The organism is Duganella sp. CF517, assembly GCF_900110275.1.
Taxonomy (GTDB): domain Bacteria; phylum Pseudomonadota; class Gammaproteobacteria; order Burkholderiales; family Burkholderiaceae_D; genus Rugamonas.
In genome coordinates this window covers 41,071-63,510 of record NZ_FODC01000001.1, presented here as the reverse complement: position 1 = coordinate 63,510, position 22,440 = coordinate 41,071, and the positions used below count along the sequence as shown (strand labels likewise).

General features: G+C 67.2%; 18 protein-coding genes. 9 read left to right on the top strand and 9 right to left on the bottom strand.

Annotated elements, in window-relative coordinates:
- Nucleotides 1–97: 97 nt before the first annotated feature.
- Nucleotides 98–835: a 4'-phosphopantetheinyl transferase family protein gene (locus tag BMX85_RS00265; RefSeq protein ID WP_177196605.1), complete on the bottom strand. Its 738-nt coding sequence runs from the start codon at nucleotides 833–835 to the stop codon at nucleotides 98–100.
- Between the two features lie 148 nt (nucleotides 836–983).
- Between BMX85_RS00265 and BMX85_RS00260 the strand changes: the two genes are divergently transcribed.
- The 5 genes from BMX85_RS00260 (at nucleotide 984) to BMX85_RS00240 (ending at nucleotide 6,122) form a co-directional block, all read left to right on the top strand.
- Nucleotides 984–1,850, top strand: coding sequence for a MipA/OmpV family protein (locus tag BMX85_RS00260; RefSeq protein ID WP_090313516.1), 867 nt, complete (start codon nucleotides 984–986; stop codon nucleotides 1,848–1,850).
- Nucleotides 1,851–1,948: 98 nt separating this feature from the next.
- The gene (locus tag BMX85_RS00255) at nucleotides 1,949–3,139 is read left to right on the top strand and encodes a fumarylacetoacetate hydrolase family protein (RefSeq protein ID WP_177196604.1); all 1,191 of its coding nucleotides are present in this window, start codon (nucleotides 1,949–1,951) and stop codon (nucleotides 3,137–3,139) included.
- Between the two features lie 83 nt (nucleotides 3,140–3,222).
- Nucleotides 3,223–4,017, top strand: coding sequence for a MipA/OmpV family protein (locus BMX85_RS00250; RefSeq protein ID WP_090313512.1), 795 nt, complete (start codon nucleotides 3,223–3,225; stop codon nucleotides 4,015–4,017).
- A gap of 82 nt (nucleotides 4,018–4,099) precedes the next feature.
- The gene (locus tag BMX85_RS00245) at nucleotides 4,100–4,798 is read left to right on the top strand and encodes a response regulator transcription factor (RefSeq protein WP_090313511.1); all 699 of its coding nucleotides are present in this window, start codon (nucleotides 4,100–4,102) and stop codon (nucleotides 4,796–4,798) included.
- Nucleotides 4,791–6,122, top strand: a complete 1,332-nt coding sequence (locus BMX85_RS00240; RefSeq protein WP_090313509.1) for a sensor histidine kinase — start codon at nucleotides 4,791–4,793, stop codon at nucleotides 6,120–6,122. The genes BMX85_RS00245 and BMX85_RS00240 overlap by 8 nt, the downstream gene beginning before the upstream one ends.
- A gap of 154 nt (nucleotides 6,123–6,276) precedes the next feature.
- Here the strand turns inward: BMX85_RS00240 and BMX85_RS00235 are convergent, their stop codons facing one another.
- The 3 genes from BMX85_RS00235 to BMX85_RS00225 form a co-directional block, all read right to left on the bottom strand.
- On the bottom strand, nucleotides 6,277–9,390 hold the full coding sequence (locus BMX85_RS00235) for an efflux RND transporter permease subunit (RefSeq protein ID WP_090313507.1): 3,114 nt from the start codon (nucleotides 9,388–9,390) through the stop codon (nucleotides 6,277–6,279).
- Nucleotides 9,387–10,547: an efflux RND transporter periplasmic adaptor subunit gene (locus BMX85_RS00230; RefSeq protein ID WP_090313505.1), complete on the bottom strand. Its 1,161-nt coding sequence runs from the start codon at nucleotides 10,545–10,547 to the stop codon at nucleotides 9,387–9,389. The genes BMX85_RS00235 and BMX85_RS00230 overlap by 4 nt, the downstream gene beginning before the upstream one ends.
- Nucleotides 10,548–10,632: 85 nt before the next feature.
- Nucleotides 10,633–11,250, bottom strand: coding sequence for a TetR/AcrR family transcriptional regulator (locus tag BMX85_RS00225; RefSeq protein ID WP_090313503.1), 618 nt, complete (start codon nucleotides 11,248–11,250; stop codon nucleotides 10,633–10,635).
- 88 nt (nucleotides 11,251–11,338) lie between these two features.
- Between BMX85_RS00225 and BMX85_RS00220 the strand changes: the two genes are divergently transcribed.
- From BMX85_RS00220 to BMX85_RS00205, 4 genes are all read left to right on the top strand, one after another.
- Nucleotides 11,339–12,850 (top strand): efflux transporter outer membrane subunit, encoded by a 1,512-nt coding sequence (locus tag BMX85_RS00220; protein WP_090313501.1) that lies wholly within the window; start codon nucleotides 11,339–11,341, stop codon nucleotides 12,848–12,850.
- A 116-nt stretch (nucleotides 12,851–12,966) separates the two neighbouring features.
- On the top strand, nucleotides 12,967–13,368 hold the full coding sequence (locus BMX85_RS00215) for a bacteriohemerythrin (RefSeq protein WP_090315079.1): 402 nt from the start codon (nucleotides 12,967–12,969) through the stop codon (nucleotides 13,366–13,368).
- A gap of 98 nt (nucleotides 13,369–13,466) precedes the next feature.
- Nucleotides 13,467–15,233, top strand: a complete 1,767-nt coding sequence (locus tag BMX85_RS00210; RefSeq protein WP_229210213.1) for a glycoside hydrolase family 9 protein — start codon at nucleotides 13,467–13,469, stop codon at nucleotides 15,231–15,233.
- A gap of 227 nt (nucleotides 15,234–15,460) precedes the next feature.
- Nucleotides 15,461–16,456, top strand: a complete 996-nt coding sequence (locus BMX85_RS00205) for a lipid A deacylase LpxR family protein (RefSeq protein WP_090313497.1) — start codon at nucleotides 15,461–15,463, stop codon at nucleotides 16,454–16,456.
- A 15-nt stretch (nucleotides 16,457–16,471) separates the two neighbouring features.
- Here BMX85_RS00205 and BMX85_RS00200 read toward each other — a convergent pair whose 3' ends face one another.
- From BMX85_RS00200 to BMX85_RS00180, 5 genes are all read right to left on the bottom strand, one after another.
- Nucleotides 16,472–18,607 (bottom strand): ATP-binding protein, encoded by a 2,136-nt coding sequence (locus BMX85_RS00200; protein WP_090313495.1) that lies wholly within the window; start codon nucleotides 18,605–18,607, stop codon nucleotides 16,472–16,474.
- Between the two features lie 133 nt (nucleotides 18,608–18,740).
- Complete coding sequence (locus BMX85_RS00195) at nucleotides 18,741–20,066, bottom strand: MFS transporter (RefSeq protein ID WP_090313493.1); 1,326 nt, start codon at nucleotides 20,064–20,066, stop codon at nucleotides 18,741–18,743.
- A gap of 122 nt (nucleotides 20,067–20,188) precedes the next feature.
- Nucleotides 20,189–20,734: a M949_RS01915 family surface polysaccharide biosynthesis protein gene (locus BMX85_RS00190; RefSeq protein ID WP_177196602.1), complete on the bottom strand. Its 546-nt coding sequence runs from the start codon at nucleotides 20,732–20,734 to the stop codon at nucleotides 20,189–20,191.
- A gap of 53 nt (nucleotides 20,735–20,787) precedes the next feature.
- On the bottom strand, nucleotides 20,788–21,225 hold the full coding sequence (locus BMX85_RS00185; protein WP_143067861.1) for a hypothetical protein: 438 nt from the start codon (nucleotides 21,223–21,225) through the stop codon (nucleotides 20,788–20,790).
- A 51-nt stretch (nucleotides 21,226–21,276) separates the two neighbouring features.
- Nucleotides 21,277–22,380, bottom strand: coding sequence for an Imm71 family immunity protein (locus tag BMX85_RS00180; RefSeq protein ID WP_229210212.1), 1,104 nt, complete (start codon nucleotides 22,378–22,380; stop codon nucleotides 21,277–21,279).
- Nucleotides 22,381–22,440 lie beyond the last annotated feature (60 nt).

The window sequence follows — 22,440 nt, the reverse complement described above, 5'->3', positions numbered from 1 at the left end:
ATTGACGAGACGCAATGTGGCTTGCGATTGTAAAGTATCCGGCCCGAAACCGCTGGCACGCTAGCCCGGGACGCCCCGCGTGGCCGGGCCGGCGCGGCTAAACGGCGCCGGCCCCGCGCCGCCACAGGCACAGCGTGGCGACGTGGGTGGCGTCGAGCATGCGGAAGTGGATCCCGCAGCGTACGCCGCGCCGCAAGTCGGGCGTGAGGTCCTCGCACACCCGGAAGCGCATGCGCCGGGCGGACAAATCGATGTGTTCGAGTTCGATGGCGTCGAAGTCGAAGTAGCGCCGCACCTCGCCGTGCACCGCCTTGAAGAAACTTTCCTTGGCGGAAAAAATCAACGTCAGGGGGAGGTCGGGGCCGAGCGCGTCGCCGAAGCCGGCCAGATAGCGCAGCTCGGCGTCGTTGGCGACGATGGCGCGCACTTCCTGCGCGCCCGGACCGCCGAGGAGGTGCTCGATGTCGATGCCGACACCGTGGTAGCCGGTGGAAACCGGCAGGACGACGGCGGCCGCCATGTCGGCCGCGTGGGTGATGCTGCCGATGAGATCGACAGGCCACAGCGGTTCGCGCATGCGGCCGGTGCCGATCTGGGGAATATGCGGCCGCAGCGGCGCCATCGCCGCTTGCGCACACAAGCGGCCGTAGAAGAACTCGCGTTGGCGCTTGGGCACGGCGGCGGCGATGTGGGGCGGGAGGTCGATCCCGGCCGAACGGAAGCTGTCCGCGTCGATCGTCTCCGGCTGGAAGCGGATGCAGGCCACGGCGAGCGGCGGCGCGCGGTCGACAGGCCAATCCAGACGATATACATGCTCTTGCAATAAGACGCTCATTAACTTAACCAGTGCGGACGGTGCCGTTATGTTACAGCAGGCCCGGCCGTACCGGTGGAGGGATGGGCATGGTATCGTGTCCGTTTTTATAACACCGTAAATAGTAGAAGGAAGCTCCCATGCATCGAAACCCTCTCGGAGTACAACCATGACGCGGCGCTCGCGGGCGGAGTTGGCGCTAGGCGCGCTGGCCACGTTGGCCATGGCGGCGTGCATGGCCCCGGCGGCGGCCCAGCAGCTGGCGCCGGCGCCGGACCCCGACTTGCCGCTGTGGGAGGTGGGCCTGTTCGGCGGCGCCGCCTCCACCCCGGCCTATCCCGGCTCCGAGGACCGCTCCACGCGCGCTCTGGTGCTGCCGATGGTGATCTATCGCGGCAAGGTGCTGCGCGCCGACCGTTCCGGCATCGGCGCGCGCCTGGTCAATACCGAGCGGGTCGAGCTGGACCTCGGCTTTGCGCTGTCGCTGCCGGCCCGCTCCGACGACGTCGCCGCCCGCGCCGGCATGCCGGATCTGCGCTCGCTGCTGGAATTCGGCCCGCGCCTGAAGGTGTTGCTGGCCGAGCCCACGGCGACCAGCCGCGTGCGGCTGGAGCTGCCGCTGCGGGTGCCGATCGAGCTGAAAAGCGGTTTTCGACGCCAGGGCCTGGTGTTCGAGCCGCGCGTGGTGTTCGAGGCCGGCGACGGCACGGGCAAGTGGCAGGCCGACGCCAATCTCGGCGCGGTGTTCGGCAACGCCCGCCTGCACCAGTATTTCTATGAGGTGGAGCCGCAATACGCGACGGCGACCCGCCCGGCCTATCACGCGGCGTCGGGCGGCTTGCTGATGACCAGGCTCGGCGTGAGCCTGTCGCGCCGGCTGTCGCCCGATTGGCGCGTGTTCGGCTTTACCCGCTATGACAATTACAGCCACGCGCGCAACCGCGACAGCCCACTGTTCCTGCGCAACAGCGGCCTGTCGATCGGCGCCGGCTTCACGTGGACGATCCAGCGCTCGGCGGCGCGGGCGTGGGAATAAACGCCGCCGGCGTCTGACGTCGGGCTGGTCGCGGGCGACGACATTTGCGCGACATGGGCTCGCTACGATGTGGTCTCCCTCAACCACCAAGGCAAACCATGTTCCGCAAACGAACCGCTTTTCCGGCCGCATGCGCCGTGCTGGCCGCGCTGCTGGCGTCGGCCCCGGTCCAAGGCCAAACGACCGCCAATCCCGGTCCTTCCCAGGCTCGCGTGGCCGCCAAGCCGGCCCCCGGGTTGGCGCCGATGGACAAGGCGCATACATTCTCGCAGGTGCTCCATGGCGACAAGACCAGCACGCTGCTGGTGACGGCGCTGAACGGCGACACCGTCTCGGCGATCGACCTCAGCGAAATATCGGAACTGTACAGTGCCGACGCTTTCGATGTCATCGGCCGTTTCGACGCGGCCGCGCTGACCGGGCTGGCGCGGCGGCCGCAGCGCGTGCGCACCTATGCGGTGGCCGGCCTGCTCGGCGTCGGCCCGCGTGGCGTGGCGCACATCGCGGCCGGCACCAACTATCCGGCGCACGGCGCGGAAGTCGGGCACGAGGACGCCTTCCTGTTCCCCAAGATATCTGCCGCCACCGGTCCGCGCTCGACCATCGTCGCCGACGCCGACGGCCTGCTGGACTACGAGGTCGAAGTGTGCGCGCGTTTCGACCGCGAACTGCGCTCCGTCGCCGATTTCGACGCGGCGCGCAAAGGCTTGTTCCTGTGCGGGGATTTCAGCGACCGCGCGACGCTGGTCAAAAAGATCAACTTGCGCGATGTCGGGTCGGGCGACGGCTTCCCGGACGCTAAAAGCGGGCCCGATCGCTTTCCCGCCGGCGCCTTGCTGGTGGTGCCACGCGATTGGAAGTCGTTCCTGGTGGAGGTCGATATCGCCACCTACGTCAACGGCGAGCGCCGGCAGTACGCGCGAGCCGGCGACATGCTCAAGGACCTCCGCTCCATCGTGGGAGAAACGCTGGACGGTGCGCGAACCCGCACCTGGTTGTTCAAGGACGGGCGCATTCCGATGGTCGGCCGGGCCGCCATCGACACCGGCAGCGCGGTGCTGACCGGCACCGGCGAGGGCGTCGTGTTCAAGAAGCCTGGCGCGGCCGTCATGAAAAGTGTGATGCAGGCCAAGGGGCGCCCCGGGCAGCTGGCGGCGCTGGACCGTTATGTAAAGGACGAAATCAAGAAACGCATCTACCTGCAAACCGGTGACAGAGTGGTCTACGGCAGTAATTATCTCGGCACGATCGAGACCGACGTGGTCGCGGCGGCAGGGGGCGGCCGCTAACAACGACATTTCGACGACATGCGCTGCGTAACATTCATTTCAAGGGCGGCGCTGGTGCCGCCCATCACTTGCCAGGTAATCCCATGAAACCTTCTTTATTATTGTTTGCCGTCCTCTCCGCCGTATCAACCGTCGCGACCGCCCAGGACGGCGGCGCCGGGCAGCCATCCCAGGCGCCGCGCTGGGGCCTCGGCGTCGGCGCTGCCGTATCGGATAGCGTCTACGCCGGCGAGGGCACCCGCGTCACGCCGTTCCCGCTGGTCTCCTACGAGGGCGAGCGCTTGTTCTGGCGCGGCATCTCCGGCGGCGCCCACCTGCTGCGCAGCGGCGGCTTCACGCTCGACGCCACGCTGTCCGCCCGTGTCGACGGGATAGACAGGGACGACTTCGGGCGCACGGAGCTGGCCGCGCGCGGCGTCGACCGCTCCCTGCTGGAGGACCGCGACGACGGGGCCGATCTGGGCCTGGCCGGCGGCTGGCGCGGCGCGGCGGGGCAGGTGGAAGTGGGCGTCAAGGGCGACATCACCAGCGCCAGCAAGGGCTACGAGGCCAGCTTGAAGTACGGCTATCCGGTGCAATGGGGACGGACCAAGATCACGCCCAACGTCGGCGTATCGCACCTGTCGAAGAAGTTGGCGAATTACTATTTCGGCACCCTGCCGCAGGAGGTGGCGCGCGGCCTGGTCGATTACCGGCCCGGCAGCGCCACCGTCGCGCGCATCGGCATCGACGTGGTGCGGCCGTTCGCCGAACGCTGGGTGTTCATCGGCAACGTGTCGTACAAGCGGCTGCCAGGCAAGCTGGCCGACAGTCCGCTGGTCGAGAAGGACACCGATGGCGTCGTGTCGGCCTTCATCGGCGTCTCGCGTGGCTTTTGATCGCCGACGTGATCGCTGGCTGTAGAATGACAGGCGGCGCCGGCCCGGTGGCAGCCGGGCCGGTTGCGTGAAAAAGAAGACTATGATCGATCAGAAACTGAGCGTGCTTATCATCGAGGACAACGCCTCGCTGGCGGCCAATATATACGAGTACCTGGAGGCCTGCGGCCACACGGCCGACGCCGCGCCGGACGGCGAATCGGGACTCGGCCTGCTGGCGCTGCACCGCTACGACGCCGTGGTGCTGGACTGGATGATGCCCCGCCTCGACGGCATGGCCATGCTGGAGCGCCTGCGCAACGGGTTGAAGTCGCGGGTGCCGGTCATCGTCATCACCGCCAAGGACCAGCTGGAAAACAAGCTTCAGGGATTCATGACCGGAGCGGACGACTATGTGGTCAAGCCGGTGGCTTTGGCCGAGCTCGAAATACGGCTGCGGGTGCTGGTGCAGCGCACCCGCCTGGCGCGGCAGGCGTCGCAGGTGCTGGAAGTGGGCGATTTGCGCTTCGACCTCGGCGCGCTGGAGGTGACGCGCGCCGGCAAGCCGGTGGCGATGACGCCGGTGCGGCGCCAGTTGCTGGAATACCTGATGCGCAAGTCGCCCAACCTGGTGCGCCGCGGGGAGCTGGAGAGCTTGATCTGGAACGATCGCGTGCCGGACAACGACGCGCTGCGCTCCCACATGCACATGCTGCGCAAGGCGGTCGATGGCGACGCCGCGCAAAAGCTGGTCAAAACCGTCGCCGGCACCGGCTACCGCCTGTGCGTGTCGGATGACTGAGCCCCATGCCAGGCGGGCGCGCAGCCTGCCATACAAGATCAGCGCGCTGTTCGTCCTGTTCGGCATGGTGCTGGCGCTGGCGCTGACCATCCAGGGCAATCTGAGCCAGCGCCTGATCGTCCATCCGATCTGGCGGGAGCTGCTGGAAACGAGCACGGCGCAATACCTGAACGACGCTGCGCCGGCGTCGCGCAAGGACCTGCCGGCCAACGGCCGCGTGCGCGGCTGGCGGATCAAGGCCGGGGAGGCGCCGCCCGGCATGCCGGCGTACTTCGCCACGCTCGCCCCCGGCTTTTACGACGAGTCCCGTACCGACGACTTCGACAGCGACAAAAGCTACGCGGTGCTGGTGACGCCGGTGGGCGCCGAGCGGGTGGTGATGGCGGTCGATATCAGCGATCTCGAGGATCTGCAAAACCGGGGTTCGGTGATCAGCCTGCTGATCGCGGCGCTGAGCGCGCTGATGATAGGCGGCTCTATACTGTGGCTGTATCGCGGCATGCGGGGGCCGATGCAGTCGCTGGCGCGGCGGATGGACGAACTCGACCCGGAGCAGCCCGGCCAGCGGTTGCCGACGGCGTTCGCGTTGAGCGAGTTGCACGACATCGCCGTTATCGTCAACCGCCACCTGGACCGTGTCGAGCGTTTCATCGAGCGGGAGCGCAGCCTGCTCGACCAGGCCAGCCACGAATTCCGTACGCCGATCGCCGTCATCGCCGGCGCGGTCGACGTGCTGAAGCTGCATGACCTGTCGCCGGCGGCCAGGGCGCCGCTCGAGCGCATCCAGGCGACCACCGAGGATTTGACGCAGATTATGGCGGCGTTGCTGTTCCTGTCGCGCGAGCCGAGCGGCGCGGCGCTGTCCGAAACGACCCGGCTCGACCGCCTGGTCGCCGCGCTGGTCGACGACCACGCCCATCTGGTGGCGCGCAAGAGCGCGCGCTTCGTGGTGGAGGCGTTGCAACCGCTGTCGTTGGACTGCCCCGAGGCGATCGCCCGCATCGTGGTCGGCAACCTGTTGCGCAACGCGGCGGAGAACACCTACGACGGCACCATCGCCGTGCGGCTGGCCGAGGGGCGCCTGAGCATCCAGGACAGCGGCGCCGGCTTCGATACGGTCGCGGCAGCGCGCCGTTACACGCAGGGATTGCGCGAGTCGACCAAGCATGGCGGCGGGCAGGGGCTGGGACTGTTCCTGATCCGCCGCGTCTGCGAACGGTTCGGATGGCGCTTGCGCATCAGCTCGGATCCGGCGCGCGGCACGCTGGCCGAGATGGATTTTTCCACACCGGAGGCCGCCCGAGCGGCCGATCCCCGGCCCTGACGCGGCGCGCGCGGCCCCGGCACGCCAGTGGAACGCCACCCTGGCCGGCATCAATGTCGCCCCGCGCGTGGCGGCGGTGGCGATGAATCGGCTCAGGTATCGATACAGCGCGCCAGATATGGCCGCTCCTGCGCCGGCGCGGTGGCCGCCCCCCTCAGGCCGGTCGGGACGCCGGAAGCGCCGCCGGGGCAGGCGCCGTGTCCGCGAGCGCCGGCTGGTCCGGCCGGATCTTGAACCAGATCGAATACATCGCCGGCAGGAACACCAGGGTCAGGATCGTGCCGGCGAAGGTGCCGCCGATCAAGGTATAGGCCAGGGTGCCCCAGAACACCGAATGGGTCAGCGGGATGAACGCCAGGATCGCCGCCAGCGCGGTCAGCACCACCGGCCGGGCGCGCTGCACGGTGGCCTCGACCACCGCCTGGAACGGCGCCAGCCCGGCCTGTTCGTTGTGGTGGATCTGCCCGATCAGGATCAGCGTATTGCGCATCAGGATGCCCGACAGCGCGATCAGGCCGACCAGCGCGTTGATGCCGAACGGTTGTGCGAACAGCAGCAGGGTCGGCACCACGCCGATCAGGCCCAGCGGACTGGTCAGGAAGACCATCACCATCGCCGAGATCGAACGCACCTGGAAGATCAGGATCAGCAAAGTGGCCGCCAGCATGATCGGGAACAACGGCAACATCGCTTGCATCGCCTTGCCCGATTCCTCGATGGCGCCGGCCTCGTCGAGCCGGTAGCCGGCCGGCAGCTGGTCCTTGACCGCTTTGAGTTGCGCGGTCATGGCGGCGGAGACGTCGTTCGGCTGCAAGCCCTCGGCGATATCGCCGCGCACGGTGATGGTCGGCACGCGGTCGCGCCGGCGCATCACCGGTTCCTCGGCGCGCACGTCGACCGTGCCCACCTGCGACAGCGGCACGCGCTGGCCGTTGGCGCCGGTCAGCGTGAAGTCGGCGATCCGGGCCGGGTCGAGCCGCGCAGCGCCGGCCGAGCGCGCCATCACTTGCACGGTGCGGATATCTTCGCGCACGGCGGTCAGCGGCACGCCGCTGAGCAGGAATTGCAGTTGCTGCGCCACGGCGCCCGAGCTCAGGCCGACGGCCTGCAAGCGGTCCTGCTGCAAGGTGAAGTGCAGGGTCGGCGCGCGCGTGCCCCAGTCGTTGTTCACGGTGCGCATCATCGGGCTGGCGTGCATGACCTGCTGGACCTGGGCGGCGATGGCGCGCAGCGTGTCCGGGTCCGGCCCGCTGACCCGGTATGCCACCGGGAACGGCGAATAGGGACCGAACACGAGCTGGGTGACGCGCACGCGCGCCTCGGGCGCCAGGCCGTCGGCGACGGCCTGGCGCAGGCGGTGCTTGAGCGCCTCGCGCTGCTCCTGGTTGTCGGTGCGCACCACGATCTTGGCGAACGACGGGTCGGGCAGCTCCGGCCCCATCGCCAGATAGAAGCGCGGCGCGCCCTGGCCGATGTAGGCGGTGACGATTTTCGCCTCCGGCTGGCCGGCCAGCCAGGCCTCGACCTTGGCGGCGCTGGCGCTGGTCTGCGCAATCGAGCCGCCATACGGCATTTGCAGCTCGACCAGCACCTCGGGACGGTCGGAGATCGGGAAGAACTGCTTCTTGACCACGGCCATGCCCGCCACGGACAGCGCGAACAGGCCGACCACGGCGCCGGCGACCAGCCACTTGCGGGCGATGACGCGCGCCAGCACGCGGCGGAAGCGGTTGTAGCGCGGCGTGGCGTACAGCGCGTCGTGGCCGCCTTCGACCGGTTTCAGTTCCGGCAGCAGCTTGACGCCCAGATACGGCGTGAACACCACGGCCACCACCCACGAGGCGATCAGCGCGATGCCGACGATCCAGAACATATTGCTGGTGTACTCGCCGGCCGACGAGCGCGCGAAGCCGTTGGGCATGAAGCCGACCGCCGTCACCAGCGTGCCCGAGAGCATCGGCGCGGCGGTATGGCTCCAGGCGTAGGCCGAGGCGGCGGTGCGGCTGTAGCCTTCCTCCATTTTGACCACCATCATTTCGATGGCGATGATGGCGTCGTCCACCAGCAGGCCCAGCCCCAGGATCAGCGAGCCGAGCGTGATGCGGTCGAAGTTCTTGCCGGTCGCGGCCATGACGATGAACACCACCGTCAAGGTCAGCGGCACGGCCGCCGCCACGACCACGCCCACGCGCCAGCCCATGCTGACGAAGCACACCACCATCACCACCAGCAGCGCGACGAAGAATTTGACCATGAATTCGTCGACCGCCGAGCTGATATTGACGGCCTGGTCGGTGACCTTGGTCAGCGCCATGCCCAGCGGCATGGCGGCGTTGATGGCGCCGACTTCCTGGTCGAGCGCCTTGCCCAGGTCGAGGCCGTTCCAGCCGTCGCGCATGATGATCCCCAGCAGCAGGGCCGGTTCGCCGCCGTTGCGGATCATGAAGGTGGCCGGGTCCTCGTAGCCGCGCTTGACGGTGGCGATGTCCGACAGTTTCAGGGTGCGGCCCTGGGCCACGACCGGCGTGTCGCGGATCTTTTGCAACTCGTCGAAGGCGCCGTCGAGGCGCAGGAACACGGATGGGCCCCTGGTCTCCACCGAGCCGGCGGGCGTCAGTACGTTCTGCGCGTTGAGCGCGGCGAACACCTCCTGCGGGCTGACGCCCAGGGTCGCGAGGCGCTCGTGGGAGAACTCGACGAAGATGCGTTCGGGCTGCTCGCCGACGATGTTGACCTTTTTGACGCCCGGCACGTGCAGCAGGCGCTGGCGCAGCGTCTCGGCGTCGCGCACCAGCAGGCGCTGCGGTTCGCCCTTGGCCTTCAGCGCGAACAGCGCGAAGGTGACGTCCGCGTATTCGTCGTTGACCATCGGCCCGATCACGCCGGACGGCAGGCTGGCGGCCTCGTCGCCGACCTTCTTGCGCGCCTGGTAGAACTGTTCCTGCACCTCGGCCGGCGGGGTGCTGTCGAGCAGGGTCAAGGTGGTGAACGCCAGCCCCGGCCGGGTATAGGTCTCGGCGCGGTCGTACCAGCGCAGCTCCTGCAGCCGCTTCTCGAGTTTTTCGGCAACCTGGTCCTGCATTTCCCTGGCGCTGGCGCCGGGCCAGGCGGTGACGACGGTCATCACCTTGACCGTGAAGGCGGGGTCTTCCGCCCGGCCGAGTTTGAAGAAGGAGACGAAGCCCGCCAGCGTGATCAGGCAGATCAGGAAGAGGGTGACGGAGCGCTCGCGCACGGCAAGCGCAGACAGGTTGAAGCGACCGCTCATGGCCGCGCTCCCGCCGTCGCGGCCACGGTTTTTCCTGCCGTCGAGGCTGTCGCCGGCACCGCTGCCGCCGCCGGCTGGCCGGCCAGACGCACCGCTTGGCCCTCGCGCAGCAGGTGCGCGCCCAGCGCCACCACCCGCTCGCCTTGCTTGAGCCGCCCCGCGACGCGGGCGTAGTCGTCGCCGATGCGCTGGACCGCCACCGGCCGCCAGCCGACCTTGGCCGGTTCGCCCTGGATCACCCAGACGCCGGGTCCCTTGCCCTGGTCGACCAAGGCGCCGATCGGCACCGACCAGCCGGCCTGGGTGGCCGGGTCGCCATCCGCTATCCGGATCGCGACGGTGGCGCCCAGCGGCGCGTCGGACAGCGCGCCGCCGAGCACATAGCGGGCTTCGAAGGTGCGGGTCTGGCGGTCGGCGGCGTTGGACAGCTGCCGGAGTTTGGCGGGAACGGCGGCGCCGTCGTTGCCATACAGCGTGGCCAGGCCGGTCGAGCCCAGCGCCGGGCGTAGCGTCTCCGGCAGCTCGATGACGGCCTCGCGCTGGCCGGCGCGGGCGAGCCGCACGACGACCTGGCCGGCGGCGACGACCTGGCCCGGTTCGACCAGCGTTTCCATGACGACGCCGTCGGCGTCGGCCGCCAGTTCGCCGTAGCGGCTGGCGTTGCGGGCCACCTCGGCCTGGGACTCGGCCGCGTTGAGCTGGGCCTTGGCGGCGTCGGCCGCCGCCTTGACCTGGTCGTAGGCCGACGCCGAGATCGCGCCGGTGCCGCGCAGGTCGCGGTAGCGCGCTTCCTCGTCGGCCGTTTGGCGCGCCCTGGCGCGGGCGGCGGCGACCGCCTCGAGCTGGGCGGTGGCCGCCAGTTTCAGGTCGGCGGGGTCGATCCGCATCAGTGGCTGGCCGCGCTTGACGCTCTGGCCGGCATCGACCAGCCGCTCCAGTACTTTGCCGGCGACCCGGAAGCCCAGATCGCTTTGCACCCGCGCCGCGACGGTGCCGGTGAAGCTGCGCGAGGCGGCGTCGGCCGTCTCCTCGATGGTGGCGGCGCGCACCAGCGGCGCGGTGGTGCGCGGGTCGGGCGGCGTCTTGTCGCCGCAGGCGGCAAGCGCGAACGGCAAGGCGGCGAAAACGGTGGATAGGGCGAAGCGATGGCCGAGCATGGGAATCCCGTTGAGAACTGAACAGGGTCCCATTTTGTAACTAGTGACCAATTTTGTCAACGGTCACATACGCATTGCCTGGTTTTTACGGCGACAGGCTGCGCAGCACCAGGCTGGAAAGCAGGGCGGGCGCCTCGGCGGTGTGATCCAGGCTGTGCTGCAATAGCAGCGGGTTCAGATACGGGCGCATCACCAGATGGATTGCCGCCGCCGCCTCGTCGAGCGGCGTCTTGCGCTCGAAATCCTCGCGCTCGCGGCCAAGCCGCAGCACGTCCCGCAGCAGCATCCGGATGCGTTCCTCGTAGGCGCGCGCGGCGGGCCATTGCTCGGTCGCGGCCGAGGCGGCGATGTCGTACAGCTTGCGGTCTTCGAAGAACAGGCGCAGGCTCGATTCGACGGCGGTCTTGAACAGGCGCCGCAGCTTCTCGGGCGGGCTGTCGGTGGCGTCGACGGCGGCCCTGATGTCGTTCTCGATCTCGCGCAGGCAATTGGCGCAGATGTGCTCGCCGATGGCCTGCTTCGATTCGAAGAATTTATAAATATAAGCCTTGGAAAAACCGATGGATTTTGCCAGGTCGGAAACGGCGGTTTTCTCGTAGCCGTAGAGGCGGAAATGTTCGGTCGCGGCGGCGACGATCTGGTCGCGCACGTCGTGATCGGCGGGGCCCCGGGCGGAGGCTGGCGAAGTGCTTGGTTTGGTCATGGGCTTGAGCTTACTCGGTCTTACTCGATTGTACAACGAGTGACGATTTGGTGATATAGTCACTAAATCGTCACTTCTGGAAAACCCCATGCTGCTCAAACGCTCTCTCCTGATACTTGTCGCCGCCGGTGTGGCGGGCTGCGCCGTAGGCCCGGATTACAGCCGGCCCGCCATGCCCTTGCCGCAGCGCTACCTCGGACAAGCGGCCGTCGAGCAGCGCCAGGCCGCCGGCAACGCCGACTTGATCGCTTGGTGGGACGGCTTCGGCGACGCCCAGTTGACGCGCTACGTGACGCTGGCGCTGGCGCAGAACCTGGACCTGGCGCAGGCGGCAGCCCGCGTGGCGCAGGCGCGCGCCGGCGTCGGAGCAGCGAACGCGGCGCTGCTGCCGTCGGGCGCCATCACCGCGCAAGGCACGCGTGCCTACCAGTCCGTGGAAACACCGTCGGGGCGGGTCTTGAATGCCCAGCCGGGGTTTGACCGCTATGGCAATTCCTACGAAGCCAATCTCGGCGTGGCCTGGGAGCTGGACGCCTTCGGCGGCCTGCGCCGCGGACGCGAGGCGGCGCTGGCCGATTACCAGGCCTCGGAAGCGGGCGCCGTCGCCACCAGGCTGGCCGTGGCCGCGCAGACCGCCGATATCTACATCGGTATCCGCGGCCTGCAAAGCCGGCTCGCCATCGCGCAAGGACAAGTGAGGACGCAACAGCAGCTGCTGTCGACGCTGAATCTGCTATATGGCAAGGGCCTGGCGGCCGAACTGCAGGTGCGGCAGGTCGAAGGCGCGCTGTCCCAGGTGCGGGCCACGGTGCCGGTGCTCGAGGCGGCGCTGGATGCGGCGATGAACGCGCTGGATGTGATGCTGGGCACGGCGCCCGGCACACACCGGGCGGAGCTGGCGGACGCCGGGGCAGGGGCCGCCATACCGGCGTCGGCATCCGCGACCGCACCGGCGACGTCGGCGGCGATACCGGCGGCCCCGCGCATCGCGGCGAGCGGCTCGCCGGGCGACTTGCTGCGGCGCCGCCCCGATTTGATCGTGGCCGAACGGCGGCTGGCGGCGTCGAACGCGCGCATCGGCGTCGCCATCGCCGAGTATTACCCGAAGTTCTCGCTGAGCGGCCTGCTTGGCAGCGCCACCTCTGTCTCCGGCGGCAACCTGTTCTCCAGCGGCGCCAGCCAGGCGGCGGGCGTGCTGGGCTTGCGCTGGCGCCTGTTCGACTTCGGCCGCATCAACGCCCAGATCGACCTGGCCAAAGGGCAGGAGGCCGAATCCCTGGCCGGCTACCGCCTTGCCGTGCTGCGCGCCACCGAGGAAGTGGAAAACGCCTTGTCGGCGCTGGTCAAGCGCGAGGACCAGGCGCGCGAGCTGACGCGCGGCGTGGATTCGCTTGCCAAGGCCAGGAGCGCCTCGTTCGCGGCGTACCAGAAAGGCGTCGTCAGCCTGATCGAGGTGTTGCAAGCGGACGAGAACCTGCTGCGCGCCACCGATACGCGGGCGCAGGCGCAAACCGAGTCCGCCCGCGCGGCGGTGGCGGCCTTCAAGGCGCTCGGCGGCGGCTGGCAGGCGCAACCATCCGAAGCGGTGGCGGCACGCTAAGCCGGACGGCCTCCATTCCGGAAATTCTTGATCTGGATCATATGCCCAAGGGGTGCGGGCCGAGCATAATCGCAGCACCGCAGGCCGTGGGCCGGGCGCCGACGATGGAGGTCATCATGGAAACAAGTACCGAAACCAAGGCTCGGAGCGCTGATATGGCGCTGGGCATTCCGCTGTTCGACGAGGCGCACGAAGCCATGGCCGAGCAGGTGGTGCGGTTGCTGGAAGGTCCCGACGAGCAGATCGAGGCCGGCATGGCGCGCCTGACCGAAGCCCTCGAAGACGATTTTCGGCTGGAAGAGTCGTTGATGGAGGCGATCGACTATCCGGCGCTGTGCTCTCACCGCGAACAGCACGCGCGGGTGCTGGCGGCGCTGCACCGGCTGCCACCAGGCGACGTCGCCGCCGCGCGCCATGCCGCCGGCCTGATCCTGCCATGGTTCGAGATGCACCTGGCCACGGCCGACACGGCGCTGGCGATCGCCTTGCAGATTGCGGGACGGACCGCGCCCCAGTGACCGCCTTCGGCGCGCGCCGAAGCCGGCGCGCGTTTGACATTTGCCCCAAAGCGCGAGACTATAATGTGAAAACGATTTCACAATATAGAGGAGCACAGTTGAGACCAGCCCCAAGCCGCACCGCGCCGCACATCACCGCGATGATTTCGCTGTTATTGTCGGGCCACCTCCATGCGGCGCCTGCCGCATCTTCCAGCAATCAAGATAACCAGATCAAGCTCGACCAGGTCGGCTACCTTCCCGGTTCGGCCAAAGTGGCCGTCGTTCCCGACGTGGACGGCGCCGCCTTCACCGTCGTCAAGGCGGGCAGCGACACCGTGGTGATGCGCGGCGCCTTGGGCGCGGCGGCGGCCTACGCCCCGGCCGCCGAGACCGTCCGCCTGGCGAACTTCAGCGGGCTGGCGGCGCCGGGCCGCTATCAGCTGCGGGTGGCGGGCTTGCCGGATTCGCCGCCGTTCGCGGTCGGCACGGATGCCTACCAGGCGCTCAACGCCGCCGCCATCAAGGCCTACTACCTCAACCGCGCCGGCATCGCCCTGCCCGAGAAGCATGCGGGCATCTTCGCCAGGAAAGCGGGGCATCCGGACACCCATGTCCTGATCCACGAATCGGCGGCCAGCGCCGCGCGCCCGGCGGGGACCGTCATTTCCAGTCCCAAGGGCTGGTACGACGCTGGCGACTACAATAAATACATCGTCAACTCCGGCATCACCACCTATACCTTGCTGGCCGCCTACGAGGATTTCCCCGATTTCTACAAGGCGCAGGATCTCAACATCCCCGAAAGCGGCAACGGCATTCCCGACATCCTCAACGAGGTGCTGTGGAACCTGGAGTGGATGCTCACCATGCAGGACCCGGCCGATGGCGGCGTCTACCACAAGCTGACCGACAAGTCGTTCGACGGCATGGTCATGCCGGAGCAGGCCCGGCAGCAGCGCTACGTGGTGCAAAAGAGCACCGCCGCCGCGCTCGACTTCGCCGCCGTCATGGCGACCGCCAGCCGGGTGCTGAAACCGTACGACGGCAAATTGAACGGGATGTCGGCGCGCGCGCTGGCCGCGTCCAAGGCCGCCTGGCAGTGGGCGCAGAAAAACCCGGCGGTCTATTATCGCCAGCCCAAGGACATCCGCACCGGCGAATACGGCGACGCCAACGTCGGCGACGAGTTCGGATGGGCGGCGGCCGAACTGTATATCAGCACCGGCGACGACGCCTATTACAAGGCGATGCGCGCGCCGGAGCTGAAGGCGACCATCCCATCGTGGAGCGACGTCGGCGCTCTGGCCTGGATGTCGCTGGCGCGCCACCGCAAGCAGCTCACGCCGGCCGCCGACCAGGGGCTGATCGCCGCCCGCATCGACGGCCTGGCCGATGGCCTGGCCAAGGTGTGGAAGGACTCGGCTTATGGCATCACGATGCAAACCGGCGACTATGTCTGGGGCAGCAGCGCCGTGGTGTTGAACCAGTCGATGATGCTGCTGCAAGGCTACCGCCTGAACGGCAAGCGCGAATATCTGCAGGCGGCGCAGTCCGGGCTGGACTACGTGCTCGGCCGCAACGCGGTCGGCACGTCCTTCGTCACCGGCTATGGTTCCCGCTCGGCGCAGCAGCCGCACCACCGGCCCTCTGTCGCGGACGGCGTCGCCGCGCCGGTTCCGGGCTTCCTGGTCGGCGGGCCGCAGCCCGGCCAGCAGGACAAGGGCGATTGCCCGGCGTCATATCCGTCGGCGGTGCCGGCAAAATCCTGGCTGGACCACGCCTGCTCCTACGCCAGCAATGAGATCGCGATCAACTGGAACGCGCCGCTGGTATACGTGTCCGGGGCGATCCAGGCGTTGACGCCGCCCGCGCCGGCGAACTAGGCGCCCGCCGCGCCGGGCTCTACCGCCCGTTGGACTTGTTGTCCGCGCTGTCGACGCCTCAGCGCCGGTCGCGCGCGGCGACCATGGCAGGATCGGCGGCGTGCGGGCTTTAGAGTGCGCTACCGTACATACGATGAAGATCCTTGGCGTGGATGGGGGGCGCACGATTCAGCACTGGGCGATTTCGATTATGATGGGCTTCGTTGCTACTCTGTCATGCCCGCATAATGAAAATTCGTCCACGCCAATTTCAACTCGCCAGTCTGCTTCTTTGTTCGGTATTTTCCTGCGCGCCAGCGGGCGCGGAGGAGGGCCGCCTTTCCCTGATGGTGCAAAACGATGTGTTCGTCGGCAGCGACGGCGGCGGCTACACCAGCGGCATCACCTTGTCGCACCTGCGCAGCGTGGCGCCGGGCGAGGCATCGATCGCGCCGCTGCCCGTCATCGGAACGGTGGCCCCGTGGTTTGGCGTCGGGCCGGCCGCGTTGACCCGGTTTTCACTCAGCCAGATCCTGGTGACGCCGCGCGACCTCACCCGCAAGGAACCGGATCCGCTCGACGCCCCCTACCTCGGCGCGCTATGGCTGGGCGCGGGGCAGGTGTCGGTCGACGATAACGTGGCGGACATGTTCGGCGTGCGCCTCGGCGTCATCGGCCCGGCCGCCGGCGGGCGCCGTTCGCAAACGCTGATCCACCGCCTGATCGGCTCGGACCGTCCCGAGGGCTGGGACTCGCAGGGCCCCACGCGCTTGCTGCTCGGCGTGGAGCGCTACAGGGCGTGGCGCCTGGCCTCGGCCGGCGCCGACGACGGCCGGGCGCACGCGGACGCGGTGGTGTCGGCCGGCGCCACCGCCGGCAACCTGCAATCGTCGCTCGGCGCCAGCGTGCTGCTGCGCTACGGCACGGGCTTGCAGCGCAACTTCCCCAGCGCCATCCATCAGGAAATACGCGGCGGCGATCCGGTTTTCCTGGGCAATGGCTGGTTCGTTTACGCCGGCCTGGTCGGCGACAGGGTGTTTTCCCATGCGGGCATCGGCAGGAATCATTACCCTGGAAGTAATATCGCCGAGTTGAACCGCAACCAGACGGTGGTGCTGGCGGGCATCGCCTACGGTTTCAAGAGCGCGTCGGTGTCGTTCTCGTTGCAGCGCGCCAGTCCGCTGATCACGTCCAGCGCCAAACGCGAGCCTTACGGTTCGCTGACGCTGACGATACCGCTGTAAAGGACGCGCGCGGCGTCAGGCGGCCGCCTGGCGCAGCATCGCCAGCAGTTCGACGATCACGACGGGCTTGAGCAAATGGTGGTCGAAGCCGGCCGCGCGCGAGCGGGCGCGGTCCTCGGCGGCACCCCAGCCGGTGAGCGCGGCGAGCGTGACGTGTTCCAGGCCCGCAAGCTGGCGCATGGCGCGCGCCGTGGCGTAACCGTCCATTCCCGGCATGCCGATGTCGAGCAGCACCACGTGCGGCTGGAACGTTTCGGCGATGGCCAGCGCGCCGGCGCCGTCGTAGGCGACACGCGTGAGGTGGCCGTCGGCCTCCAGCAGGTCGCGCAGGGTGTCGGCGGCGTCGTGGTTGTCGTCGGCGATCAACACGCGCAGCCCGGCCGCCGGTGCGGCCTGCTGTGCCGCCGACTGCCCGATTGGTGCTTGCCCGGACGGGTGGTCGATGGCGGCCAACGGCAGCCGGATCGAAAACGTGCTGCCCAGGCCGATGCCGGGGCTGGCCGCGGTGACGGTGCCGCCATGCAGCTCCAGCAGCCTGCGCACCAGCGACAGTCCAATGCCCAATCCGCCCTTGGAGTGGGCGATGCTGCGCCCGACCTGGGTGAACATCTCGAATACGCTGTCGATCGATTCGGGCGCGATGCCGATGCCGTCGTCCGCCACGTCGATCAGCAAGCGGCCGTCCGCCACCCGCGCCGAGATGGCGATGCGGCCTCCCTCGGGCGTGTACTTGGCGGCGTTGGACAACAGGTTGCTGAGCACCTGACTGAGCCTGACCACGTCGACCTCGACGATGGCGGGCGCGTCGGGCAGGTTCAGTGTCAGCGTGTGGCCGGCCGCGTCCAGCAGCGGCTGGCTGGTTTCGACCGCCGAGGCGACCAGCGTTTTGAGTTCCGCGCGTTCCTTCTTCAGCACCAGCTTGCCGCTGGAGACGCGCGCGATGTCGAGCAGGTCGTTAATCAGATGTACCATGTGCGACACCTGGCGTTCGATCATCGCGCGCACCTTCGCCATCGCCACCGGATCGCCGCCGGCCAGCTTCATGAGTTCCAGGCCGTTGCGCACCGGCGCCAGCGGGTTGCGCAGCTCGTGGGCCAGGGTGGCCAGGAACTCGGATTTATGGCGGTCGGCCTCGCGCAGCGCCTCGGTCGAGCGGACCCGCTCGATGTGCGCCCAGCAGCGTTCCACTACGTCCTCCACCAGCGCCACCTCGTCGGCGGACCAGGCGCGCGGATGTTGCTGGTGCACGGCCATCATCGCCACCAGCTTGCCGCCCTTGACCAGCGGACAGCAAATGATGGCCTTGATACCGATCTGGTTGAACATTTCGTAGCCGTCGCCGGCCGCCAGCTCGGTGTCGACGTTGTTGATCTGCAGGGTTTTCCCCGCCCGCAGATTGCCGGTGGCGCGGCTGCCGAACAGCTCGAGCGAGTACACGCCGACGGTGCTGAATGCGCCCTCGACGGTCCAGTCGTGGCGGATCGTGAAGCGGTCGTTGTCCGCCTCCAGGTCGGCGTAGGCCACGCGGGTGACGTCCAGGTGCCGGCCCAGCAAGCGCGTGGCCTCGGCCATGATGGTTTTGGCGTCGGCGGCGATGCTGGTGGCCTTGCCGATGGTGTCGAGCAGGCGCAGGCGCTCCTCGACCCGCTTCTTGCCCGTCGTTTCCGAGCAGACGCAGAAGACGCCGGCCACGGCGCCGGCCCCGTCGCGCACCGGGCTGACGGAAAACGTCGCATACATTTGCTCCGGATAGCCGTGGCGGTGCAGCAGGAACGGCTGGTCCTCGGCATAGGTGCAGGCGCCGGCCATGGCGCCGTTCAGCATCGGGCCGACCACGTGCCAGATGTCGCTCCAAACCTCGTTGAAGGGCTTACCCAGTATCAGTTCGGGTTGGTCGCCGAGGCCGCCGAGGATGGGGCGGTAGGCATCGTTGAACAGGAAGTGCAGTCCGGGCCCCCAGGCGATATACATCGGATGGCTCGAACCGAGCATGATGCTGACGGTGGTGCGCAGCGCCGGTGGCCAGGTTTCCAGCGGACCCAATGGCGTCGCGGCCCAGTCGAACGTGCGCAACAGCGCCCCCATCTGTCCGCCGCCGGCGGCAAAGGCGATGTCGTGGGCGGGATGGGGCGTGGACTGGGGTTGCGGCATGGTCTAACTTTTCCGGTGGCGGTGGCGGTGGCGGAAGGCGGGCTTGTATTGGACAAACCCGTCCCGAGAGCCGAACGATAGCATTTCTTAACGCCCGGGCTGGGATTGTACCGTGCGGTGCGCCGCTGCGCTGTCAGGTGTTGAGCGGCCGCTCCCGGATGAACAGCGCCGTGACCGCGCCGATGCCGCACAGCGCGATGACGTAGTAGGCCGGCGCCAGCGGCTGGGTTTTCAGCATCAGCGTCACCATGATCGGGGTCAGGCCGCCGAAGATCGCATACGCCACGTTGTAGGAGAACGACAGGCCGGAGAAGCGCACCGGCGCCGGGAAGGCGCGCACCATCGCACTGGGCACGACACCGACCACGCCCACGCTCAGCCCCAGCAGCGCGTACAACGGCAGCAGCAGGTCGGGGCGCGCCTTGAGCGTGGTGTAGAACAGCCAGGTGCAGACGGCCAGCAGCACGGCGCCGCCGATCAGCATGCGGCGCGCGCCGAAACGGTCGGCCAGCACGCCGTAGATGATGCAGCCGAACGCCAGGCACAAGGTCGCCGCCGTGTTGGCCGGCAGCGCGGTACGGGCGTCGAAGCCGTAGACCTTTTGCAGCAGCGCCGGCGTCATCAGGATCACCACGACGATGGCGGCCGACAGCATCCACGTCAGCAGCATCGACAGCGCGACCGCGCGCCGGTGCTCGCGCAGCACCGCCTTGAGCGGCATCTCGGCGGCCAGCGCCTTGCGCTGCTGCAGTTCGAGGAAGACCGGCGTCTCGTGCAGCCAGCGGCGCAGGTACATCGCGCCCAGGCCGAACACGCCGCCCAGCACGAACGGCAGGCGCCAGCCGTAGTCAAGCACTTCCGCCGGCGTGAAGGCACTGTTGATGCCGGTCGCCACCAGCGAGCCGAGCAGGATGCCGAAGGTCAGGCCGGCGGTCAGGGTGCCGCAGGCGTAGCCGATGCGGCGCGCCGGCACGTGCTCGGACACGAACACCCACGCGCCGGGCACCTCGCCGCCGACGGCCGCGCCCTGGCACACGCGCAGGAACAACAGCAACAGCGGCGCCGCGAGGCCGATGGTGGCGTACGTCGGCAGCAGGCCGATCAGCAGGGTCGGCACGGCCATCAGCAGGATCGACAGGTTGAACATCTTCTTGCGCCCCAGCAGGTCGCCGAAGTGGGCCATGACCATGCCGCCCAGCGGGCGCACCACGTAGCCGGCGGCGAAAATGCCGAAGGTTTGGAACAGGCGCAGCCAATCCGGCATCGTCGGCGGGAAGAACAGCGCGCCGATCGAGGTGGCGAAAAAGACGAAGATGATGAAGTCGTAGAATTCCAGTGCGCCACCGAGCGCGGCCAGAGACAGGGTTTTGTAGTCCTGGCGGGTCAGCGGGCGTTCGGGGGCGCTTTGGCCTGGTGCGGCTTTGCCGGGCAACGTTCTTTCGTTTTCTTTGTTATGCATGGGGTTTCGCCTCGTTGGTGTGTTCGATATCCGGTTTTTCTTCACGTCACGCGGACCGGCTAAGCAAAAGCATTATACAAAGAGAAAGTTGATCGTAGTGATAGGGCAGATGCCCTAGGCGGCTATTTGCGATTGTCCGCGGAGACCGTTGTCCAGACCCGATCCAGGTGCTGTTTATAGGCGGCGTAGGCGGGCGAGAGCAGCGCCTTGTCGTGCTTGTGTTCGCCGCCGAATGGCGGCTGGCCGGGGAAGCGCACCAGCGACTCGCCACGAATCGCCAGCTTGGTCGCGCCGTCCCTGAGGATGACCTTGACCACATAGGGATCGACGCCGCCGCCGCAGAAGGTGCGGTAGCTGACCGTGACCTCCATCCGCCCGTCGTGGTTCAAATCGGTGAAGGTGGTGGCGGCAGGGAAGAAGCCGGCGTCGGCATCGAGGCCGGGGCAGTCGACGCCGTCGCGTATGTCCCATTCCTGCTTCCAGCCGGTTTCGCCACGCGTAAAGTAGCTGGCGTTTAGCTTGAACGAATCCGTTGCTTGCTTGCGGCTGAGGACCAGCACGTGTTCGCCGGCCTTGTCCGTTAGGCGATGTGCGCCGATAAGATCTCCTTGTACGGCAATGTGTTGCGTCGCGAGGAAGTTCGCATCGACAGGGGTGGCGGCTTGCAATAGCGGCGCGCAGCAGAGGGCCCAAGCCGCGAATGTGAAGCGCTTGGACCTTTTCACTGAGCGACCTCTCTGATAAACGGCGACAACCGATCGATATCGCCGACCGTCGATGTCCAGCCGTTCTTGCATTCCATGCGCGCGAGCGTCTTGTCGTCCTTTTCAACTTCGAGGATAGGGCCGCCGCGTGCGGGCGAATACAGCGAGTACTTGACGTCGTCGTTGGTGAACCAAATGACTTTCGCCGAATTGCTGGCGCCAAACGCCTCCCTGCGACTGAATTGTTGTGTGGCCGCGCCGCCGCTGTACGTCATCTCGATTTTCTTCGGCGTGCCAAAGCGGTACGACATCGCCTGGGCGGTGGTGCAGAGGGACACGACTTTCTTTCCGACAGGGCAGGAAAAGAACACCTGTTCGTTCGGGGCGCATAAGGTTTGCGCTGAACAGTAAGTCGTCGACAGCAGCAAAAGCAAGAGTGAAATTGGTCGAGTCATGAATCACCTGGTTAAGAATTTCGCGGGCGCACGGTACAAGGTCGGACCACACTAGTTTGGTGGCCTAGTCAAAATCCACCGATGCGACCTGCCTTGGACAAACGGCAGCCTCTGGCCTTTTTGCCGCATGACGCTGTAGGTATCGGACTCGATTGTCCATTTGCCGGCAAGCTGCGCCGCTGCCCCGCTTTCTGCCCATACGGTGTCGTCGATAGACGGTGGACCCGAGCTTTTCGGCCTGGAGCCGTCCGGTTCAAGGAAGCGATACTGCGCCTCAACCTCAGGGACGCCGCCGCCAGTGTAACGGTCATCGCGCCACAGTAAGCGCCATGCCATGTTTAACTTGGTGCTCCCGGTGTCGTCCCCGATACTGATCCTTGGCGCTGTCGAATACGGCGTGAAGTAGGCCATCGCGCCGACAATCTCAAGCGGCGGCTGCGGCTTCCACGACCCGGTAAATCGACTCAGGAACGACGATGCCGGCGCCGCTACAGGTTCCCAGATTCCCGCGCAAGACGCACGCCCGTTTGCCCGGACAAAAATAGGAGCCGCCGGTTCCGGCACGGGATCCAGCTGGCCGGGGAAGGGCGTGTGCTGCAATTCTTTTTTTAGCCACCGATGGTAAAACCGAAGCCCGCCGCCATGATATCGTGGCGCTACCATGTGGTATGCGCATTCGTGCCAGGCGGTCATCGCTGAACGCATCGCCTCACAATATTCTTGCCACAGTGGCGTGTGTTCTTCATCGATACCGTTTTCCCCCTCGTCGACCCGTCGCACGTCTGTGGCATACATGAAGAGCAGGTCCATGGCGGTGCGCAAATCGCTATACGATTCGAAGGGCGCGGTGTTGCCTTTCTCAAGTTGAGCCACGCCTTTTTCAAAGTACGCAAGGCCCTTCGATATCCGCAGATAGGTGCTGCGCGGTAGCGAGGTCTTGTCACCCCAGCCTCGTCTTTCGGCCTCCAACAAGCTGTTTTCAGCGACTGTTATCCAGGCTTTGTAGTACATGAAGATCCGGCGCCAGGCGGTGACGGAGCTTACTTTTTGAAGCCAATAAAAAATCTGCCGACGTTCCAGGTCCGAGGGCAACATGAAATCGCTTTTGGGAATAGGATCTTCATCCAGGTAAAGCATTGCACCTTTCTTGTTCATCTCTCATCTTTCGATGCCTTTCTCAAGCACGCGCTCGACCTTCCAATCTGAATGGGAAGG